Origin of the sequence: Pseudidiomarina tainanensis (assembly GCF_900115255.1) — a bacterium.
GTDB classification, from domain to species: domain Bacteria; phylum Pseudomonadota; class Gammaproteobacteria; order Enterobacterales; family Alteromonadaceae; genus Pseudidiomarina; species Pseudidiomarina tainanensis.
In genome coordinates this window covers 1098728-1116703 of sequence record NZ_FOYU01000001.1, presented here as the reverse complement: position 1 = coordinate 1116703, position 17976 = coordinate 1098728, and the positions used below count along the sequence as shown (strand labels likewise).

The 17976-nt window shown below is 47.2% G+C and carries 9 protein-coding genes; all 9 read left to right on the top strand.

Going from position 1 to position 17976, the window contains the following annotated elements:
• Positions 1-69 precede the first annotated feature (69 nt).
• The 9 genes from BM292_RS05475 (at position 70) to BM292_RS05435 (ending at position 17890) form a co-directional block, all read left to right on the top strand.
• A complete protein-coding gene (locus BM292_RS05475; RefSeq protein ID WP_092856104.1) occupies positions 70-3042 on the top strand; it encodes a TonB-dependent receptor in 2973 nt (990 codons plus the stop codon).
• Between the two features lie 117 nt (positions 3043-3159).
• A complete protein-coding gene (locus tag BM292_RS05470; protein WP_092856102.1) occupies positions 3160-4605 on the top strand; it encodes a tetratricopeptide repeat-containing sulfotransferase family protein in 1446 nt (481 codons plus the stop codon).
• A 160-nt stretch (positions 4606-4765) separates the two neighbouring features.
• Positions 4766-5032, top strand: a complete 267-nt coding sequence (locus tag BM292_RS05465; protein WP_092856100.1) for a DUF4212 domain-containing protein — start codon at positions 4766-4768, stop codon at positions 5030-5032.
• Positions 5033-5043: 11 nt separating this feature from the next.
• Positions 5044-6756 carry a sodium:solute symporter family protein gene (locus tag BM292_RS05460; protein WP_092856098.1) on the top strand — a complete coding sequence of 571 codons (1713 nt, stop codon included), beginning with the start codon at positions 5044-5046 and terminating at the stop codon, positions 6754-6756.
• Between the two features lie 175 nt (positions 6757-6931).
• The gene (locus tag BM292_RS05455; RefSeq protein WP_245751819.1) at positions 6932-8986 is read left to right on the top strand and encodes a DUF294 nucleotidyltransferase-like domain-containing protein; all 2055 of its coding nucleotides are present in this window, start codon (positions 6932-6934) and stop codon (positions 8984-8986) included.
• Positions 8986-9600 (top strand): 3'-5' exonuclease, encoded by a 615-nt coding sequence (locus tag BM292_RS05450; protein WP_092856096.1) that lies wholly within the window; start codon positions 8986-8988, stop codon positions 9598-9600. Before BM292_RS05455 ends, BM292_RS05450 begins: the two co-directional genes overlap by 1 nt.
• A gap of 217 nt (positions 9601-9817) precedes the next feature.
• Positions 9818-12739 (top strand): TonB-dependent receptor plug domain-containing protein, encoded by a 2922-nt coding sequence (locus tag BM292_RS05445; RefSeq protein ID WP_092856094.1) that lies wholly within the window; start codon positions 9818-9820, stop codon positions 12737-12739.
• Between the two features lie 104 nt (positions 12740-12843).
• Positions 12844-14808, top strand: coding sequence for a S9 family peptidase (locus BM292_RS05440; RefSeq protein ID WP_092856092.1), 1965 nt, complete (start codon positions 12844-12846; stop codon positions 14806-14808).
• 232 nt (positions 14809-15040) lie between these two features.
• A complete protein-coding gene (locus BM292_RS05435) occupies positions 15041-17890 on the top strand; it encodes a TonB-dependent receptor domain-containing protein (RefSeq protein ID WP_092856090.1) in 2850 nt (949 codons plus the stop codon).
• The last annotated feature ends 86 nt before the right edge of the window (positions 17891-17976 follow it).

Below are 17976 nucleotides of genomic sequence, written 5' to 3'. Positions count from 1 at the left end.
TCTTAAAACGGGATTCCCCGCTTCACATCTTTTTTAGAACAATAAAAACAACCCATGGAGAATAACAGAATGAAGAGTACTTTCTTTAGAAGTACGTTGGCTGCTGCAGCAGTTGCTTCTGCACTTGGTGTTGCCGCTCCTGCCATGGCGCAGGATAACTCAAAAGGTTATTTACAAGGCCAATCAACTGACCAATCTGGTCAAGTGGTTAGCGAAGTTACGGTAACAATCACCAACCTTGAAACTGGTTTGACTCGTAGCTCAACCACCAATGAGAGCGGTAACTTCCGTTTCCCATTGTTGCCACCGGGCGCTTACTCACTGAAAGCTGAGAAGTCTGGCTACGGCACCGTTGCTGAAGAACGTGTTAACGTTGGTGTTGCTGGTACAACGACTATCAACCTAACGATGGCTACTGCAGATGCAATGGAAACATTGACTGTGCGTGGTTCAAGCGTATCAATGATCGACACGACGTCATCAGAGTCGCAACTGGTTGTTACTCAAGACTTCCTTGAGAAGGTTCCAGTTCCTCGTGACATCGCATCGGTAGCACTATTAGCGCCAGGTACAACCAAAGGTGATTCATCGTTTGGTAATTTGACCTCTTTTGGTGGTGCTTCGGTTGGTGAAAACGTTTACTACGTGAACGGTTTGAACGTAACCAACTTCCGTAACGGCTTGGGTGGCGCAGAGTTGCCATTCGAAATGTACGAAACGTTTGAAGTGAAAACAGGTGGTTACTCAGCTGAGTACGGTCGTTCAACCGGTGGTGTTGTGAATGCAACCACTAAATCTGGTTCGAACGAGTTTGAAGCTGGCTTTAGTGCTTACTTTGAACCGGATTCACTGCGTGAAAATGCACCAGACACTATCGTCACTGATCCAAACGCAATCGCTGAATTGGGTGGTTACGAGTACTACGGTTTAAACCATAACGACAAGATTTCTGAAACTAACTACAACTTGTGGGCAAGTGGTGCGTTGGTTCAAGATAAATTGTTCTTCTTTGGTTTGGTTAACTTCAAAGATCGCACCAGCGACTACACCGGTAATACCCTTGCGTATGACCGCGATGGTAGCGATGTGTTGTATGCATTGAAGTTAGACTGGTACATCACGCCAGATCATATTCTTGAATTTACCGGTTGGGATAACTCAAGCGACCTCGATACGTCGAAGTATGGCTTTGATAGCCGCACTGAAACACGCGGTGAGTTGTTCGGCGACTACGTGCTTGAGCGTGGTGGTCAATCGTATGCGGTTCAATACACCGGTATCGTTTCTGATGATATTACTATCAGCGCGTTATACGGCGTGAACAAAGCAACTTACAGCAACGTGAACGCTGCAAATACGCCAGTAGGTGCAGTGCACTACCCATCTGGTCGTCAGTTCACCCAGTTCGGTTTGAACACGCCATCAGTGATGGAAGATGAGCGTAAAGCTTATCGTTTCGACGTTGACTGGTATGTGAGCATGGATCACACCTTGCGCTTCGGTATCGATTACGAAGACATGAGTGCGATTGAAGAAACTGCACGTGTTGGTAACACACTTTATCAATACCAAGATTGTGCGAACATGGACGCAGTAACTGAAGGCGACTTGCTGAATGCTGACTGTGCTCGAGTTCGTTTCAATACTTACGTGAACAGCGGTTCTTTCCAAACCAAATCAAGCGCGTTCTACGTGCAAGATACTTGGAATGTGACCGACACCATTACTGCACGTATTGGTTTGCGTAACGAAACGTTCGAAAACTACAACAAAGCTGGCGAGAAATTCGTTGACGTAACGGATCAGTGGGCACCACGTATTGGTTTGGCATGGGACGTATTCGGCGATGGCGAAACGAAAGCGTTTGCTAACTACGGTCGTTATTTCTTACCTGTTGCGACCAACACCAACATCCGTCTTGCCGGTGATGAGCTATACACCATTTATATCTATGACGTATTAGGTATTAATGATGATTTATCGCCAATCGTTGACGAAGACGCGATTCTTGGCGGTGCGGTATATGCTGATGGTACTTTGAAAGGTACTGGCGAAACCGTTGATGCAGACTTTGACCCAATGTACCAAGATGAATTCATCTTAGGCTTTGAGCAAGTATTGTCTGACAACTGGAGCATGGGTGTTAAAGCAACGTATCGTGATCTGAAGAGCTCGCTTGAAGATATCGCGATTGACTACGGCTTTAACGAGTACTTAGAAGCTGAATTCGGTTCAAGCTGTACTGCTTGTTCTGGCTTCCATTACTATGTACTAACTAATCCAGGTGATGATGTAACGGTTACAACTGACCCTGATTACGATGGTCCATTAGAGTACGGCCAGTACACTATTCCTGGTTCTTACTTAGGTTACCCAGAAGCTAAGCGTCAGTATGCTGCTGTTGATTTCAACATCCGTCGTGCTTTCGCCGACAACTGGATGGTTGATGCAACTTATACTTGGTCACACAGCTGGGGTAACAACGAAGGTTTCGTACGTTCAGATAACGGCCAAACCGACGCAGGCTTAACCACTAACTTTGACCAACCAGGATTGACTGATGGCGCTTACGGTAACCTTCCGAACGACCGTCGTCACATGCTGAAAGTACAATCGGCTTACCAGTTCACTGAAGCGTTAACGCTTGGTGCTAACTTCCGTTGGGAAACTGGTCGTCCGTTGAGTGCATTTGGTCTTCACGGTACTGACGTATTCGCTTCTTGGTACGGCGCAGAGTCGTTCTACAAAGGCGGTGAGTTAGTTCCACGTGGTTCTGTTGGTCGTACCGACAATAACTGGTCGCTTGACTTAACAGCTCGTTACGAGTTGAACGTTAACGACATTCCAGTAGTGTTGCGTGCTGACGTGTTCAATGTATTCAACAACGATGCTGTTACCGAGCGTAACGAAGTTGCAGAATACTGGGACGGCGGTGCCAACCCGAACGGTACAGATAGTGCAGCTGAAAGTTATTTGTATAACTTGCCAGATGCGTATCAAACGCCACGTTATTTCCGTTTCAGCGTAGACGTTCGCTTCTAAGCCACGTTTACTAACTGAATAAAGTAACTGAAGTAGCCGGAAACCTGTTTGGGTTTCCGGCTTTATTTCCCCAAGTTTTCTGACTCAAAACACGATAATAATAATGAGGATAGTCACTTGCAAAAGCAGTACACACTGAATGATGCCTTAACGGCTGTGCGTCAAGGACACCGTTCGGAAACCGTTGCCATTTTGAATGACTTTTTGGAGCGGAAGCCGAAAATAGGCGGTGATTGGTTAAAGATTGCAGGGTTAGCTATTCGTATTGGCGAGTTAGACAAAGCGAAGCAAGCTGCGGATATCTATCGCGCAGAGATGCCGCAAACATTGCGCCATTTAATTAACTACGCCGGTGTTTATGCTGAAACTAGCGACATTCAACGGGGCCTGAAACTGATTGAACCGTTGATTAAAAAAGACTTGGACGACCCCAGTGTTTATCACTTTGCGGGAACCGCCCAAGCTCAGCTCGGTGAATTAGACCGTGCTCGAAATTATCTGATTCATGCGCTACGTAAAATGCCACAGTCAGGCATTACGTGGTTCACATTAAGCAGTATTACGGATTATAAAAAATATCCTGAGTTGCTCAACAAACTTGAGCAAGCGTTCGCGACAATTCCTGAAGCTGATGCCAAGAATCGTCAGCAGTTTTATTACAGCTTAGGTAAAGCTTATGGCGATATGGGTCGCTTTGATGACGCCTATCAAGCTTATTCGGCTGGCGCTGCGATTATGCAGCAGGCAAGCCGTTATTCGGTGAGCGCTGACGAACAATTTATCAATGACATTATTGCTAATCACAGTGCCGAAGCCGTGGCGAAATTGCCGAAGAGCCGCACGAATTATAACCGTTCGGTAGCGCTATTGGGTCTGCCGCGAAGTGGAACAACCCTGTTGGGACAGATTTTGGCGGCACACTCGAAAGTCAAAGGTGCTGCAGAAACGAGCGCCATTGGTCATGCCAGTATGCATTTGCGCAACGACAATTTTGCGAACTTCCCAAGCTTTATAAAACAGCATGGTGATCCACAAGGCGCAATTGATCATATTGCAGATGTCTATGCGCATTCGGTGAATCAACAGTTTGGTGGCAGTAACTTAGTAATTGATAAAACCATTCAGCTGAGCCGGCATTTTGCCATTTGGGCGCAAGCTTTTCCGCAAGGTAAAGCTATTTATATACAGCGTAGCCCCGAAGACGTCGCGTGGTCGTGCTTCAAAAGTAACTTCCGCAGTCGTGCCGACTGGAGTTGGAGCCCGAGCGATATCGCTAGTTATATGCGCCATGAAGAGCGCTTAATGAAGCATTGGTTGGATGTGTTTGGTGACCGGATTCTAAGTATTCGTTACGAAGATTTGTGTCAGCAGCCAGAGCAAACCTTGAAGCAGGTGTGCGCTCACTTAGGTATGACGTTCGAACCGAACATGCTGCATTTTTATAAGGACAATGGCCCTGTATTTACCTCGAGTGTTGGGCAGGTGCATGAACCGATTCATCAAAAGCGTATTGGTTTATCGGCACAATATAAAGACTTCCTGGATGCTTGGCGGCAGTTGTAGCTCGGCGCTTTGCGCTGAGCTGCCGCTCAAGCTTTTTTCACCTTAGACCAATGTCTTATTTCCCCTATTGCCATATCCCGTCTAGATTGCATATGTGATTCTATAAGTGAATAAATCACTCATAACAACATAAACAATAACAGAACAATCTGGAGGGCGTATGGCTTTCAAAAGCGAAGAACTCGCAAAAGCCTACTGGCGCGATAATATCAGCCTAGTACTGAAGTTGCTGGCGGTGTGGTTTATCGTTTCATACGGGTTTGGCATCATCTTAGTCGACTGGCTAAATCAGTTTACTTTCTTCGGCTTCAAGTTGGGCTTTTGGTTTGCTCAACAAGGGTCAATTATCACCTTTGTGATTCTAATTTTCGTGTACGTGAAGCGTATGGCGGCGTTAGATAACAAATACGAAGTTCACGAAGAGTAAGGGGCCGAATCATGGATATTCAAACTCTCACGTTTATTATCGTCGGCCTGACGTTCGCTCTCTATATTGCGATTGCAATTTGGTCACGCGCGGGCTCGACTTCTGACTTCTATGTTGCAAGTGGTGGCGTACACCCAGTGATGAACGGTATGGCAACAGCCGCCGACTGGATGTCTGCTGCATCGTTTATTTCAATGGCGGGTATCATTGCGTTTGCTGGTTATGACGGCAGCGTGTACCTAATGGGTTGGACTGGTGGTTACGTATTGTTGGCACTATGTTTGGCGCCATACTTGCGTAAATTCGGTAAGTTCACCGTACCAGACTTCATCGGTGACCGTTACTATTCACAAACCGCACGTACTATCGCAGTTATCTGCGCAATTTTGATCTCGTTCACTTATATTGCGGGTCAGATGCGCGGTGTGGGCGTGGTATTCTCGCGCTTCTTAGAAGTTGATATCGCAACGGGCGTATTCATCGGTGCGGTTATCGTGTTCTTCTACACCGTACTTGGCGGTATGAAAGGCATTACTTACACCCAGGTTGCTCAGTACTGTGTACTCGCGTTTGCGTACATTGTTCCTGCCGTGTTCATCTCAATTTACATGACCGGTCACGTACTGCCACAAACTGGCTTTGGTGCAACCATTGCTGAAGGTGTTGCGGGCGAGGGCACCTACTTGCTGGATCGGCTCGATGGCTTGTCCGCTGAGCTAGGATTGGCGGCGTATACATCCGGTATTAAGTCAAAAATCGACGTATTCGCAATTACCTGTGCGTTGATGGTTGGTACCGCTGGTTTGCCACACGTTATCGTTCGCTTCTTCACTGTACCGAAAGTACGTGATGCGCGTCGTTCAGCTGGTTGGGCATTGGTATTCATCTCTGTGGTTTACCTAACTGCACCTTCAATTGCTGGTTTCGCAAAAGTGAACTTGATCAACACCGTGAATGGTCCTGATTTGCAAGGCGTTGAGTATGACGCTGCACCAGACTGGGTGAAAAACTGGGAAAAAACCGGTTTGATCACGTGGGAAGACAAGAACGAAGACGGCAAGATGTTCTACTCGGGTGATGCGCGCAACGAAATGTCTGTTGACCGTGACATCATGGTATTGGCAAACCCTGAGATTGCAAATTTACCAGCTTGGGTAGTGGCATTGGTTGCTGCCGGTGGTGTTGCTGCCGCACTGTCAACTTCTGCAGGCCTGCTGTTGGTTATTTCAACGTCGGTTTCGCATGACTTGCTGAAACGAACATTGACACCAAATATTACCGATAAGCAAGAGCTGATGTGGGCGCGGGTCGCGGCTGCTGTAGCGATTGCCTTGTCTACTTGGTTTGGTATCAATCCGCCCGGCTTCGTGGCGCAGGTGGTCGCCTTCGCGTTCGGCTTAGCCGCAGCGAGCTTCTTCCCTGCCATTATTCTGGGTATCTTCTACAAACGTATGAATAGCACAGGTGCTATCGCTGGTATGATTGTCGGTATTGTGTTCACCTTGGCGTACATTATTTACTTCAAGTTTGTGAATCCTGCCGCGAACTCAGCCGACAACTGGTTGTTCGGTATCTCGCCAGAAGGTATTGGTACGATTGGTATGTTGCTAAACTTCATCGTGTCTTATGTGGTACATAAGATGACGGGTGATGCGCCGCAAGATACGCAAGATTTGGTGGAGTCGATTCGCTATCCGCGCGGTGCGGGTGGTGCGACGCACTAAGAATAAAAGCCCGGCTTCACGCCGGGCTTTTTCGTATGCTACGCTGTTCGTTACTCGTGCGCTTCGCTGTTCGTCCGTTCGGCTTCGCCTCACTGTTCGATGACTTTTCGAACAGCGCGAAGCGCGTACTAACAGCGAAGCGTACGAATAACGAATCACGCTTTTAAGGTTTTCAATGCAGCCGGAATTTACTGAGGTTCAGCGCTTTTTACTCGATTGCCCGCCATTTGATGAATTAACTGGTGAGCAACGCCAGTGGGTGGCGCAAAATATTAAAGCCGCTTATGTGAATGAGCACAATGTGGATGCGCTGTTTAAGCAGCACAGTCCGGCGTTGTATATTGTGCGCTCGGGTGGTTTTGATTTGCTGGCGCCTGATGGTCATTTGATTGAGCGTTTGGAGTCACACGATTTATTTGGCTTTCCGTCGCTGCTGAGTGGTCGGCCGGTGGTCAATAAGTTGAAGGTGATTGAAGACGGCATTATTTATATCGTTTCAGCCGACATGTTCGACAAGCTTCGTCAAAACGTGCGCGCTTTCGAGCAATACTTCATCCGCGCCCACGGCCAACGGTTGTTAAGCGAGGTAGCCCGGCGTTCCACGCCGGGACGTGGCGAAGCCACGGTTAATGCCGACGCTACGGTTAACGGCAAAGCCGCTGTTAATATCGACGCTTCCAATAATCGCAACTCTGACGACTTGACTGATATAACCGCCGCATCAGCGTCCCGGCCTGCAGTTTCAGAAAAGTCGCCGGGCTACGATACTCTCGAACTCACCATTTCTGAAGTGATTAACCGCGAGCCAGTAACGGTGTCCAGCACAGCATCTATCCGTGACGCAGCACAGGTAATGCGTGACGAAAAGGTCTCGTCAGTGATGGTGACGGGTGCAGTCCAAGGTCGGCACCCCGAAGAGGGTGCGGACCTTGGACTGCACCCCACCTCCGCCTCCAAACTTTTCGGCATTCTAACCGATCGCGATCTACGCAATCGCGTGATTGCGCAAGGCTTAAGCTACGATATCCAAGTCAATGCTGTCATGACCCAAGCTCCGGCAACGGTTTACGGACGTCAAACCCTGATGGACGCGCTGACGTTAATGACGCAGCACAATATCCATCACTTACCGGTACTGGATGATAACGACCAACCGATCGGCATGATCACCAATACCGATTTGATGCGACAACAACGCAGCGAGCCGGTGATGTTGATTAGCGCCATTAACAAAGCTGAAACGCGCGAGCAGCTGATTACCGAGGCTCGGCATATTCCTGCATACATGCAAACCTTTGCTGCCCGCGTGCACGACACCACCATGGTTGGCCGGCTCCTAGCTTCGCTGACTGACAGCATGACGCGCAAACTGATCAGCTTGTATGAACAAGATCACGGTGTGGCACCGGGAACGTATTGTTGGATTGCGTTTGGCTCGCAAGGTCGTGAAGACCAAGTGTTGAGCTCTGACCAGGATAACGGTTTATTGCTTGGCAACGGGTTAAACGAACAACAACTCGACTGGTTTAAAGGTTTAGGTGAATACGTTTGCACTGGCTTAAACGAGTGCGGCATTCCGTTATGTCCCGGCGACATTATGGCTTCTAATCCAGATTGTCGTCGTACGTTAGACGGTTGGCTCGATCGCTTCCAAACCTGGACCGCGAGCCCAACCCCGAAAGCACTTATGTATTGCCAGATATTTTTCGACTCGCGCATGGTGCATGGCAACAAGCGGCTGTATCAACGTTATCGCAACGAAGTGGCACGGTTGGGCAAAAACGAATTCTTCTTAGGTAATTTGGCGCGCTTGCAAGTGAGCGTACAAGTTCCGCTTGGCTTATTTAACCGATTCCGCGGGACAGAGTCGGGTAAAGACAGCGATTTGATTAACATTAAGCGCTACGGCATTGCGCTGATTAACGATATTGTGCGCATTTATTCGTTGCAGGCCGGCTTAACGGTTCCGCAAACGTTGCAGCGTTTAGAGCAATTGCGAGGCAGTAATTTATTAAATCGTAAAGATAACCAATCGCTTGCGGAGGCTTGGCAGTTCCTAACCCAACTGAGGTTGCAACATCAACTGGATATTTGGGGTACGGATAAACCTAAAAATGCGTTAGATCCTGACGAATTAAGTACTTTGACGCGGCGCCAGTTGAAAACAGCATTTCGAATTATTAAAGATTGCCAGCAGGGCGTTGGCTTGAAGTTCGGGCGTATTGGCTGATGTGGTCATTAATAAAACGCTGGTGGCACAAAATCCAAGTTCGTCGTAAACCGTGGACGGAACATTCTTACATTGCGTTAGACATTGAAACGAGCGGGTTAGACCCTGCAAACGATCAAATTTTGGCGATTGCGTGGGTTGAAGTGACCCCGCCCGTTATCAATTATACAAGCGGTCGCTACTACCTCATAAAGCATGACAAAACCGATTTGAAGCAGTCACCTGTTATTCATGGTCTGGTCAAGAAGGACTTCATCGAGACGTCAGAACTGTGTGACGTCATGCAGGCTTTATCTGTAACAATGTGTAACAAAATATTAATTTGCCATCATATACAACTTGACTGGCGATTCCTCAAACAGGCAGCAAAAAGCTGTGATATTCAACTCGCCCCTCTCGCATTATTTGATACGTTAGGGTTTGAAGCGAAACGATTAAAACGCCAACAACATCATATTGAACGTGGCTCGTTAACCCTTTCAGCTTGTCGAGCGCGCTATGGCTTACCTGAGTATGACGCTCATCATGCATTTAGTGACGCGGTTGGTTGCGCCGAATTGATGTTGGCACAAGCATACAAATATGCGGGCAGTGAAAAAAGTTCAATTATTTGAAGCTTTTCTAGACAACTTTGCTCAAATTTCGACGAATGACGTTTTATTTATGTTGAAAATCCATTGAAAAGATTTGGGGACTGTGGTTATCTAAGCGGGATTCTATGTCAGTTAGCCGTAACTTCTTAGAACACTCAGATTTCGGTACGAACGTTAAATATAAAAAAATGCTTTGTACTGAAGCAATTACAATAAAAAAATATCAGGGAGACTTAACATGGCTCAAAAGTCATTTTTGTCAGATTCAATCCGCGCCATCATGATGGCGGGTTTTGGTTCTGCGCTAATTGCAGCTCCTGCAATGGCACAAGACCAAACCGACGATGAACAAGAAGCCGAAAAATCGGTTGAGAAAATTCAGGTAACCGGTTCTCGTATCCGTACTGATGGCTTGGATAGCCCAACGCCAATCGAAATTATCACCACTGAACTTGCTGAAGACCAAGGTTTGAACACTTTGGGTGAATTGTTGCGTACGTCAACAGTTGCTTCAGGTTCGGACCAGTTGGTATCTGCGTACTCTGTTGGTTATGTTACCAACGGTGGTAGCGGTGCAGAATCAATCTCTATGCGTGGTTTAGGTGCAGGCCGTACGCTTGTACTTCTAAACGGTCGTCGTGCGGGTCCTGCGGGTACTCGTGGTACGGTTTCAGCATTCGACATGAACGCACTGCCAATCAGCGTAATCGAGCGTGTTGAAATCCTGAAAGACGGCGCTTCATCACTTTACGGTTCTGATGCGGTTGCTGGTGTAATCAACATCATCACCAAGAAAGGTGAAGGCGGCCAAGTCAACGTTTCTGGTTCTGCACCTTTTGAAGGTGGCGGCGAAACCTACCGTTTAAACGCTACTTACGGTAGCGCATTCGACCGTGGTTCGTGGCGTGTGGTTGTTGACCACAACGTTAACACTGGCTTGAAGCGTGCAGATCGTGATTACTTCGACTGTTCAACTCGCTACTTGTTTAACGATATCGAAACTGGTGAGCGTGCTGACCCAATCGATCCGCGTACTGGTGAATATCACTGTAACGAAAGTGGCTTCGGTTTATGGCACTCTGGTTCAGCAGGTACAGGTCGTCTTCAGTACAACTATGGCAACTACGACGTAGACCCAGTGACTGAAACGAACCCGAACGTGACTCAAGCACCAGACGGTTGGTACTGGGCTGGTTATGATAAAGAATCTGATGGTTTGTTGGACGGTGGCGGTCACCCGTTCCGTTTAGACCAAACGATGATTCCAGAAACCACAGTTAACTCAGCATACTTCCAAGCGGACTATGACTTAACTGATACTATTTCTACTTACGGTGAGTTGTTGTATAGCCAGCGTGTAACGAAATCTCAGAGCGCGCGTCAGTTCTGGCCTGCAGATTTAGTTGGTTATGTACCAATTAGCACAGTGCCTGGTTTTGATGGCGACAGCTTTGTCATGCCTGTTCACTACACCAACCATTATGGTAACGAAACTACGGTTGATTACACCCGTTTAGTACTTGGCCTTGAAGGCTCAATCGGCTTCTGGAACTGGGATATTTCATATCAGCGTTCAGAAAACGATGGTACTTACGAGCAAGACATCATTTTGCGTGATTCAATGTTGATGGCGCAGGAAACCTTGTTGGGCGTACCATGTGAAGGCCGTGTGACTTCAATCTCTGGTAAAGCATGTTATGCGTACGACTGGTTCGATCCGCAAAACATCTACGGAAACCCAAGCCAAGAAGCGCGTGACTTCTTGTTCGGTTACGACAAAGGTAACACTGAGTATACTCAAGACACGATTGATGCTTACATCACTGGTGACTTGTTCGAAATGCCTGCAGGCCCAGTTGGTACTGCGGTAGGTGTTTACTGGCAGCGTGATGAAATCAATGACGTACCTGGTGAAAACACTCGTGCAGGTAACTCATGGGGTCTTTCTGGTGCAGGTATTACAGCTGGTGAAGCGAAAACTACCGCTGCTTACGCTGAATTCCAGATTCCATTGTTACGCGACTTGCCATTTGTTGAAAGCTTAGACTTAACAACTTCTGGTCGTTGGACTGACGTTGATATCTACGGTAGCGACACCACCTTCAAGGTAAGCGCTAACTGGGAAATCGGTGCAGGCTTCCGTCTACGTGCATCACGTGGTAGCTCGTTCCGTGCTCCAGCTCTGTACGAATTGTTCTTGCAGAACCAAACTGGTTTCTTAGGCCAAACCTCAGATCCATGTTTGAACTGGGTTGAAGCAACTAACCCACAAGTACGCGAAAACTGTGCGGCAGAAGGTATTCCTGAGTCTTATACCACTGCGGTTGGAAGTAGCGGCTCAATGACTTCAATCACCGGTGGTGGTGCAGGTCAGTTGAAAGCTGAAACTTCAATCTCTGAAGGTATCGGTTTAGTTTACTCTACTGACGATGGCCGTTTCGCAGCGTCTGTTGACTACTATGACGTAGTAATCAGCGATCAGATCGCTAGCGTTGCTGGTGGTTCAGTATTGAACCAGTGCTACAACTCAAATGACTTTGCAAACGAGCCTTTCTGTAACCAGATTACTCGTCGTGATGGTTCAACTGACGGTGACTGGAGTATCCTAGAAGTTCGTGGTGGTTACTTGAACACTGCTCAACAGGTTGTACGTGGTGTTGACATTGTTGTGACTTACCAAGACTCGTTTGACTTCGGTGATTTGCGTATCAAGTTAGATCACACGAACCAAATCGAGCGTTCGTTCCAGCAGTTCGCTGGTGATACTCCAGAGCAAAACATTGGTTACATCGGTAACCCACGTAACGTAGGTACGTTGAACACTACCTTGACGCGTGACGAGTGGAGCTTCAACTGGAACATGAGCTACTACGACCGTACTTCTGACTACCGTTACTATGGTACCAGCTCTACTACTTACCGTGGTGAGTCAGTACGTTTCGTAGCTGAAACTCCAACTTATGTGTTGCACTCATTATCAGCTAGCACCACTTTCAATGACAACATTGATGTGACTGTTGGTGTGGGTAATATTTTTGACAAGCAACCGCCGATGGTAAGCCCTGCAGCTGCAGCTGTTGTAGGTAACACGCCATTGTTCGCATCACAGCTCGACTACCTAGGTCGTCGTGCGTTCTTCAACGTTTCATACAGCTTCTAAGCTGCTAAGGAAACGATAAGAAAGTGAATGACCAAAGCCCCACCTTGGTGGGGCTTTTTTTTGCAAAACAATAATAACAATGCAAGTTAGAACACGAGGCTAGGATGAAAATTTCAAATTTATGGGTGATTGTCGCTTTGTTGACACCCACGTTTACATACGCTGCGGATATTAAAGAAGAGGTGTTGGAGAACTATGCGAAACACGCTCAATATCTTGATGTGAAAATTTCTCCTAACGGTAAACATCTCGCAGCCACTTCTCGGAATCCAGAAGGAACTGTGCAGCTGACCGTTCTCGATATTAAAAACAACAAAATTCTCTCGGTTACCCAAGGTAAAGGCAACGAATCGGTTGCGAGTTTTAATTGGGTGAACGACGACCGGCTCATTATGACGATGGCACGCGAAGTCGGCTCGCTTGATATGCCATTGCCAACGGGTGAGATCTTTGCGATGGATGCCGATGGTGGCAACCAACTTATTTTGACCGGACCACGCTCTGATGGCGGTGAATATGAATTCGCCCAGTTACTCGATATGTTGCCGGATGAAAAAGATAATATTCTGATTTATACGCGTTCAATGATGTCGTCGGAGCCGTATTTGGATATTTATAGAATGCGTACGAATTCGGGCCGTAAGCGCAGTGAAGGCCGTATTCCGTTAAAAGCATATCGCAGCACTAATGTTCAGGTATTAGTCGATCGTGAAGGCATTGCACGGGTTGCGGTTGGTGTCGATCCGCAGGCTGATAACCGAACCATTATTCTAGCGCGTGAGGGCGCAAATAAAGAGTGGTATGAGCTTGCAAGTTATAACACTGATGAAGGTGGTTTTGCGCCGCTATTGCTCAACGCAGATGCGACTAAGGTGATTGGCTTAAGTAATAGTCAAACAGATACGCAAGCGATAGCCACGCTCGATTTAAAAACTAAAAAAGAAACAATTGTGGCTGAGCATCCGGCAACTGATTTAAGTCCGATCATGAGTTTGACTAAAGGTCGGGCACAAGAGTTAGTTGGTGCGGCATTTGAGTACGACAGCATTGATGCTGTATTTTTTGAAGATATTCAAGATAAACGATTCGTTCAAATCGTACAGGCTTTGATTCAAAGCTTCCCGAATCACTCGGTTAGTATTAACTCTGTAACCCATGACAACAATCAGGCGATTATTCGCGTCGGTTCGACGAACTTACCTACAACGTTTTATCTTTTCGACAGTGAAAACAATAAATTGATGCCGTTAGCTGCAGCAACGCCGTGGTTGAACGCCAAAGAGATGCCGAAAACGGAAATCATCACCTATAAAACTCGCGATGGCTTAACCATCCGTGCTTTGTTGACATTACCACCAGGTAAAGAAGCAAAAGACTTACCATTAATTCTGATTCCGCACGGCGGTCCACATGGCATTCGCGACACCATTACGCGTATCGATGGTGATGCCAAAGTATTTGCGGAGCACGGTTATGCCGTATTGCAACCAAACTTCCGCGGTTCAGGTGGCTATGGTCGTGAGTTTCTTGAACTGGGCCACAAAAACTGGGGCACCACCATGATCAACGACATGACTGATGGTGTTCAGCACTTAATTAAAGAGAAAGTGGCTGATGCCGATCGTGTCTGCGTGTATGGCGCCTCGTACGGTGGTTATGCCGCGTTACAAAGTGCGATTAGGGAACCGGACCTCTATAAGTGCACAGTCGGTTTCGTTGGTGTGTACGACTTAGATTTAATGTACGAGCAGGGCGATATCTCAGAAGCCCAAGCGGGTCGTAACTACTTAGACCAAGTATTGCCGTCAACGCCTGAAGAGCGCAAAGCCCAATCGCCAGTGCACAATACCGATAAACTCAAGGCGCCGGTGTTTATTATTCAAGGCGGCCGAGATGTGCGTGTGCCAAAAGAACATGCGTTCCGTTTACGCGACAAATTAAAAGCACAAAATCATCCGTATGAGTGGATGATGAAGGATGGCGAAGGCCACGGTTTTTATAAACCCGAGAATAATATTGAGCGTTGGGAACAGATGCTGGAATTTTTTGATAAGTACATAGGCGAATAAAATGGCATAACCAATTGACCAAAAATAGTTCCCTAAATGTGCAAAAAAAAATCATATTTCAGTATTTTTGTACGTTAAGTAGGTTGCCGATATAGAATTTTTTGATTAGTATCGAGTACTGAGCGGTCAAGGTTTTCGCTTTGAAGGCCTTGATCGTCGACGCACGAGGGCGTTCACGTGCCGACTTTAAACCTAGTAAATCACGTATAAAGTGATCCAGGGAGAACACAGTATGTATACTAATAATAAACTCGCTAAGTCTATCCGCTTAGCACTTATGTTCGGTGGCGCTTCAATTGCGTTAACAGGCACTGCGGCAGCGCAGGATCAGTCTGGTGACGACGCAGCTGAAGAAGCTCAAGAACGTATTACCGTAACAGGTTCACGTATCAAACGTACTGACTATGAATCAGCTAGCCCAGTACAAATCACTTCTTCTGAAGAAATCAAAAACTCTGGTTTTACTCGTATCGAAGACTTGATGAACAGCTTGCCACAGGTAGAAGCTGCGCAAACTTCATACATCGCTAACGGTGCGTCTGGTGTTGCAACACTTGACCTTCGTGGTGTAGGTACGAACCGTACGTTGGTATTGATGAATGGTCGCCGTCTGCAATCAGGTGGTATCTATTCACAAGCACCTGACGTTAACCAAGTTCCAGCAGCGCTTGTTGAGCGTGTTGAAATCTTGACTGGTGGTGGTTCTGCAACTTACGGTGCCGATGCGGTAGCCGGTGTTGTTAACTTCGTGATGAAAGACGATTTCGAAGGTCTTGAAATCAACGTTGGTGCTTCTGGTTATCAGCACAGCAACGGTAACGACTACATGCAAGGTCTGATGGATGCACGTGGTTTCGGTTATCCTACTGGCGGTAGCGGCATCGACGGTAAGTCGTACAATATCGACGTAACTATGGGTAGCACGTTCGCTGACGGTAAAGGTCACGCAACTGCATACGCAACATGGCGTCAAATCAACGAGCTTCGTCAAGAATCTCGTGACTATTCATCATGTGCATTGAACGGTGCTGGTACAGCTTGTGGTGGTTCTTCAACTGCTCCATTACCAAACACCTACTTCGCACCAATAGTTGACGGTGAATACGACCTGTCTCAGGAAGTCTACTGGGCGCTTGACCCAAGCGGTGCTTTCCGTGACAAGTTAGGTAGCGACGTATATAACTACGCGCCAATCAACCACTTCATGCGTCCAGACACTCGTTACACAATGGGTGCGTTCGTAAACTATGACGTGAATGATTCATTCCGTCCATACATGGAAGTGAGCTACATGCATGACCGCACTGTTGCTCAGATCGCCGAATCAGGTATCTTCTTCCAGTATTTCGAATTTGATCTCGACAACACAATCTTCAGCGATGCGCAGCGCGCTCAATTGCAAGACGCATTTGGTAACGTTGACACTGTAGGTGCTTACATTGGTAAGCGTAACGTTGAAGGTGGTCCTCGTCAGAACGCTCTTGAGCACAGTGCATACCGTATGGTATTCGGTGCAGAAGGTTACTTGAACTCAAACTGGTCATATGACGTGTCATTCCAGTATGGTTCAACTTCTTCAAGCACTGCATACATCAACGACTTCTATGTTGATTACATCGGCCAAGCACTTGGTGCAAATGGTTATGACGCTTGTGGCGACGGTTGTATTCCTTACAACGTGTTCACTCCAGGTGGTGTGACTGCTGCAGCTGCTGATGGCTTAGGCGGTGTTGCAATCATGAACGGTATCACTTCACAGCGCATCTTGAACGGTTTCGTAACCGGTGAATTCGATGCAAGCTTACCATCATCTGACTTGCCAATGGCTGCAGTAGTTGGTTTCGAAAGCCGTGAAGTTGACTTCGAACGTATCGCTGACACCATCTATCAAGAAGGTGCGTTGGCTGGTCAAGGTGGTCCAACTGACAGCATCATGGGTGGCTACAACGTTAAAGAATTGTTCGGTGAGTTGAGCGTACCAATTGCTGAAGGCCGTGACGGCATCGACAGCATGACCTTAGATTTAGGCGTACGTTTCTCTGACTACAGCACTTCAGGTAACGAAACAACTTACAAAGCAGCGCTGGATTACAACGTAACTGCTGATTGGAAAGTTCGTGCAAGTTATAACCGCGCAGTTCGTGCACCAAACGTTGCTGAATTGTTCGCACCAAGCTCACTAGGCTTGTGGAGCGGTGAAGACCCATGTGCTGGCGATACTCCTGAGTATACAGCTGCACAGTGTGCTAACACTGGCGTAACTGCTGACCAGTACGGTCAAGTTGGTGAAAGTACAGCTTCTCAGTACAACGGTATCTTTGGTGGTAACGTTAACCTTCAACCAGAAGTTGCTGACACTTACACCGTAGGTGTTGTTGGTAACCCAATGGATAACTTGAACTTCACCGTTGACTACTGGTCAATCGACATCGAAGACGTTATCGGTACTTTAGGTGCTGAAAACACCCTTCGTTTGTGTGCTGAAACTGGTGATGCAGTTTACTGTGACAACGTAACCCGTGGTGCTGGCGGCAGCTTGTGGCGTGGTGAAGACGGCTATGTAGTAGCGACTAACATCAACGTTGGTACTGAGAAGTATCGTGGTGTTGATATGAACGTTAACTACACCGTTGAAGACGTTCTTGGCGGTACTATCACTGCACGTATGAACGGTTCATACTACCTCGAGAAGTACACTGATGCTGCAGGCGTAGATTGTGCGGGTACTATCAGCACAAACTGTTTCCCTCAGCCAGATTGGCGTCACTCTTTAGCGGTAACTTATACTCCAGACGATATCTGGACCGCTCAAGTTAAATGGCGTTACTTCGGTGGTGTTGACTATGACGGAACTACTGACCAATTGTTGTTGGGCCGTGGTATCGCATCACAGAGCTACATCGACTTAGTAAGTACTTTCGAAGTAAACGAAAATACTTCATTGTTGGTTGGTATCAACAACGTGTTGGATAAAGAGCCACCATTGGTTGGCGGTACTTTAGCGTCTAACGCGAACACTATCGCTGGTTTCTACGACACCTTAGGTCGTTACATCCACGCAAGTGTTACTTTCCGCTTCTAATTTCAATTAGATGTGGTAAACAACAAGTAAGTGAAGCGGCGACCTTGGTCGCCGCTTTTTATTGCAAAACAGTATTTTGGAACAGG

Coding starts and splice junctions, on each gene's coding strand:
- BM292_RS05460 (WP_092856098.1), top strand. CDS start 5,044: ATGGATATTCAAACTCTCACGTTTATTATCGTCGGCCTGACGTTCGCT.
- BM292_RS05450 (WP_092856096.1), top strand. CDS start 8,986: ATGTGGTCATTAATAAAACGCTGGTGGCACAAAATCCAAGTTCGTCGT.
- BM292_RS05435 (WP_092856090.1), top strand. CDS start 15,041: ATGTATACTAATAATAAACTCGCTAAGTCTATCCGCTTAGCACTTATG.
- BM292_RS05445 (WP_092856094.1), top strand. CDS start 9,818: ATGGCTCAAAAGTCATTTTTGTCAGATTCAATCCGCGCCATCATGATG.
- BM292_RS05475 (WP_092856104.1), top strand. CDS start 70: ATGAAGAGTACTTTCTTTAGAAGTACGTTGGCTGCTGCAGCAGTTGCT.
- BM292_RS05440 (WP_092856092.1), top strand. CDS start 12,844: ATGAAAATTTCAAATTTATGGGTGATTGTCGCTTTGTTGACACCCACG.
- BM292_RS05465 (WP_092856100.1), top strand. CDS start 4,766: ATGGCTTTCAAAAGCGAAGAACTCGCAAAAGCCTACTGGCGCGATAAT.
- BM292_RS05455 (WP_245751819.1), top strand. CDS start 6,932: ATGCAGCCGGAATTTACTGAGGTTCAGCGCTTTTTACTCGATTGCCCG.